Source organism: Fundidesulfovibrio sp., assembly GCF_058402725.1.
Genome location: NZ_JBZVFJ010000241.1, coordinates 1 through 3,224, shown reverse-complemented (window position 1 = coordinate 3,224; position 3,224 = coordinate 1). Strand labels below are relative to the sequence as shown.

At 71.2% G+C, this 3,224-nt stretch carries 3 protein-coding genes; 1 reads left to right on the top strand and 2 read right to left on the bottom strand.

Annotation, left to right across the window (positions count from 1 at the left end):
- Nucleotides 1–1,269 (bottom strand): FmdE family protein (locus ACV4UX_RS18075; RefSeq protein ID WP_491594672.1); only part of this gene is annotated, 1,269 nt, incomplete at its 3' end.
- Complete coding sequence (locus ACV4UX_RS18070) at nucleotides 1,262–1,639, bottom strand: winged helix-turn-helix domain-containing protein (protein WP_491594671.1); 378 nt, start codon at nucleotides 1,637–1,639, stop codon at nucleotides 1,262–1,264. The genes ACV4UX_RS18070 and ACV4UX_RS18075, both read right to left, overlap by 8 nt.
- A gap of 114 nt (nucleotides 1,640–1,753) precedes the next feature.
- Here ACV4UX_RS18070 and ACV4UX_RS18065 point away from each other — a divergent pair, with 114 nt between their 5' ends.
- Entirely contained in the window at nucleotides 1,754–3,133 is a 1,380-nt protein-coding gene (locus ACV4UX_RS18065) for an MATE family efflux transporter (protein ID WP_491594670.1), read from the top strand.
- The last annotated feature ends 91 nt before the right edge of the window (nucleotides 3,134–3,224 follow it).

Genomic DNA, 3,224 nt, shown 5'->3' with positions numbered 1-3,224 from the left:
CACGCCCCGGGCGATGGCCGCGGCGTCGTCGGGGGCGAAGCGGGTCTCGGCCAGCCCGGAGCCCAAGGGGGCCAGCTTGGCCGCCAGCACGGGGGCGAACTTGTCCTCGATGAGCCCGGTGAACACCTCCGTGCCGGTGATGAGCGCCCCTGCGCGCACTTTCCGCAGGGGGCGCACGCTGGCCAGGGGCTCCCCGGCGGCCAGGCCCAGGGCGTCTTCCAGGAGCTCGCGGTCGAGGTAGAGGGGGATGGCGCGCACGCCGCCCACTGGTTCCCCCGCCTTCACGAGGCTTGCGTCGTGGCGCAGGGAGAGGGCCACGTCGGCCAGGGAGTTCAGGGCGGCCAGACGCTCCACGTCCACGTGGAAGAGGCCGTCGCGGGCGGCCAGCAGGGTGATCTTGCCCTCGCGGGGGGCGCCGGCGGGCTCGATGCCGGAGTTGTCGCACACGGCCCCGGCCAGGGCCGTAGCCGCGTCGTCCTCGTGCACGAAGGCCTCGTCGCCGGTCGCGGCGTCCTGCACGTAGACGTGGAAGCGGCCCATGCGCTGGAGACGGCAGAGGTCGCCTGCGTCCAGGGTCTGGCCCTTGACGAAGGCCGCGCCCTTGGAGCGTCCGGGCTCCACCAGGGTCATGTCGTGCAGGGCCTGGCGGCCCACGGCCTGCTCCACGGGCACGGCCGTGAGGCGCGGACGGGCCTTGGTCCGGGCCAGGGGCGACTGCCCGGCGCAGCCCAGGCAGACCGGGCCGTGCATGGACGGGTAGGCCTCGGCGCAGCGCGGGCACACGGCGATGTTCCCCTTGGGGCGCTTGCCCAGGAAGTCGGGGGTCACCTGGGCCTCGCGCACGGCGAGCAGGGACTCGCCCGCCTCGAAGATCTCCTCCCGGAGTCTGTCGGAGTCCTGGTCCTTCTTGGGCTTGGTCTTGAGGAACCAGCCCGAGATTTCCGGCCAGGAGGCGAAGGCGGCGGGGTCCAGGTGGACGCGGAAACCCTTGCCGGTGTACTTGTCGTAGAGGGTCAGGGCGTAGCGTCCCAGGTCCTTCAGGCGCAGCCAGCCGTTGCCCAGGGTGCAGGGGGTGAAGAGCTGCACGGCGTCGGGCAGGCAGGCCCCGGTCTCGCAGAGGGCCTCGAAGAGCGTGCCCTCGGGCAGGCGGCGGCGCGCGGCGTCCACCATCATGCCGCCCACGATCACCCCGGGGGCGGCGTAGTTGTGGAAGTCCACGATGCGCTGGAGGTAGTCCTCGCGCGAAAGGCCGCAGTACGTCCTATCCATGAGTATGTTCCACCTCCGAGAAGGGCTTGACCGGCCAGGGGAAGGTTTCCGCCGCGCGTTTCAGGGCATAGGCTTCCACGTCGGCGTGCCAGCGCTGGAAGGCCAGGGCCAGCTCGCGCCCCAGCTCCGTGAGCCCGAAGCCGCGCTGGCCGCGCGTCTTCTCCACCAGGCCTCCGCCCACGATCTCCTCCGTTGCCTTGAGCCGCCCCCAGGCCGCCCGGTAGGACATGCCCATGGCCTTGGCCGCCTGGTTGAGCGAGCCCGTCTCGTGGATGCGCAGCAGCAGCTCCGCGCGCCCCAGGCCCAGGAGCATCCCCCCCGGGGTCTCCAGCCAGAGGTGCAGGCGCAGCGTGGGATTCACCTTGTCCATGAGCAGTCCCCTTCTATGCCGTTTCTAACATATGTGTGCTTCAGCTAACAGAATTGAAGGCCTCGGGCAATCCCTGTTGACCGATTTCACGGGGCGGCGTACCCCCGCTCGACCGTGAACGTCGATCTCGCAAGGCCCTACCGCTCCATCTGGGCGCTCACCTGGCCGCAACTGCTGATGATGGTCTTCCAGTTCCTCATCGGGGTGGCGGACGTGACCGTGTGCGCGCGCATCGGGCGCGAGGCCCAGGCGGCCATGGGCCTGGTGAGCCAGGCGATGTTTCTTTTCCTCACGGTGGGCATCGCGGTGTCCAACGGCTCGGTGGCTGCGCTCACGCAGTCGCTGGGCGCGGGGCGTTCGCTGCGCGCGGCGCGCTACGCGGGGCTGTGCCTCTTCTCGGGCCTGGGCCTGGGCGCGGCGGTGTTCGCGGCGGGCTTCGGCCTGGAGGGGCCGTTCTTGAGGCTCCTCAACGTGCCGGGGGAGATGCTGGCCCCCACGCGGGAGATCCTGGGCATCTTCCTGTGGCTTCTGCCGGTGAACTACCTCTTCCTGGTGTCCAACGCGGTGCTGCGCTCCCACAAGATCGTCATGGCCCCGCTCCTGGCCGTGGGCGTGGGGTGCGTGGTCAACGCAGTGCTGGATTTCGGGCTGGGCCTGGGCCTGTGGGGCCTGCCCGCCCTGGGGGTGTCCGGCGTGGCCTGGGCCACGGTGGGCTCCATGACCCTGGGGCTGTGCTGCAACCTGGTGTGGCTGCGCCGCGCGGGCATCCTCTCGCGGGCCATGCTCGCGCCCTGGCGCTGGACGCGGGTGGCCTGGCGCTACGTCTACCGCGTGGCCTGGCCTTCGGGGCTCATGCAGGTGGTGTGGCACTCGGGGTACACGGTGCTCCTGGCCATCGCGGGGGGGCTGCCCTCGGGGGGCGTGGAGGCCCTGGCGGCCTTCGCGGCGGGCTCGCGCGTGGAATCGGGCATCTTCCTGCCCGCCTTCGCCTTCAACATGTCGGCCTCCATCCTGGTGGGCCACGCCCTGGGCCAGGGCAACCCGGCCGAGGCCCGGCGCATGGGTTTCAGGGTGCTGGGGCTGGGGGTGGCGGCCATGAGCCTCATGGCCCTGGGCCTGTGGCCCTTCCTGCCCTCCATCTCGGCGGCCTTCGCCCCGGACGCGGGCGTGGCGGCCGAGGCGCGTCTCTACCTGGTCTACAACCTGCTGGCCGTGCCCTTCACCTGCACCGGGATGATCCTGGCGGGCGCTTTGACCGGGGCCGGGGCCACGGTGTACAATCTCATCGTGTTCGGGGCGTCCATCTGGGGCGTGCGCCTGCCCGTGGCGTGGTGGCTGGGGTGGCGGGCGTGGGGCACGGCGGAGGGCGTGTGGCTCTCCATGCTGGTCTCCCAGGTGTTTCAGGCCCTGGCCCTGCTGGCGGTGTACCGCTTCAGGGACTGGGCGCGTTTTTCCATGATCAAGCCAAGGACCGACCGTGAAAAGAGCCTTTGAACCCCTCGCGCTGGGCGGGCGCGACGAATACCTGGCGCGCCTGCCCGTGGCGTGGTGGCTGGGGTGGCGGGCGTGGGGCACGGCGGAGGGC

Excerpts from the sequence above, each read along its gene's own strand:
- ACV4UX_RS18070 (WP_491594671.1), bottom strand. The coding sequence starts at position 1,639 with ATGGACAAGGTGAATCCCACGCTGCGCCTGCACCTCTGGCTGGAGACC.